This window comes from Salinimicrobium oceani (genome assembly GCF_012037645.1).
The window spans coordinates 1-423 of record NZ_JAAVJR010000759.1; the positions used below are offsets into that span (position 1 = coordinate 1).

Here is a 423-nt window from a genome sequence, read left to right on the forward strand (position 1 = left end):
TTTTTCCATATAGATGAAGATGCTTTCGCCAGGCTGCAACATTATCTTGAGGCTATAAGACGATCCCTAACCAATACACATGGGCAGGAGGAGATCATTCATGATATTGAGGCTCGTATTGCTGAACTTTTTTCTGAAAAGATTAAAACAGAGAGACAGGTAATAGGAGTTCGTGAGGTAGATGAGGTGATCACTGTTATGGGACAGCCGGAAGATTATGTGCTCGATGAAGAAATCTTTGAAGATGAACCTGTCTACACGAAAAGAAGAAGAGGTAAAAAACTTTTTCGGGATACAGAGAACAGTTACGTAGGCGGAGTTTCGTCAGGGCTCGCTCATTATACCGGGATAGATGCTATGTGGATAAGATTGCTATGGATCCTGCTTACTATTTTCTCAACAGGTGCTTTTATCCTTATATAC

1 protein-coding gene is annotated in these 423 nt (G+C 40.9%); it reads left to right on the plus strand.

Annotated elements, in window-relative coordinates; genetic code table 11:
- Window positions 1-423, plus strand: a 423-nt coding sequence (locus tag HC175_RS19265) for a PspC domain-containing protein (RefSeq protein WP_168139760.1), incomplete at both ends; no start/stop codon positions are given.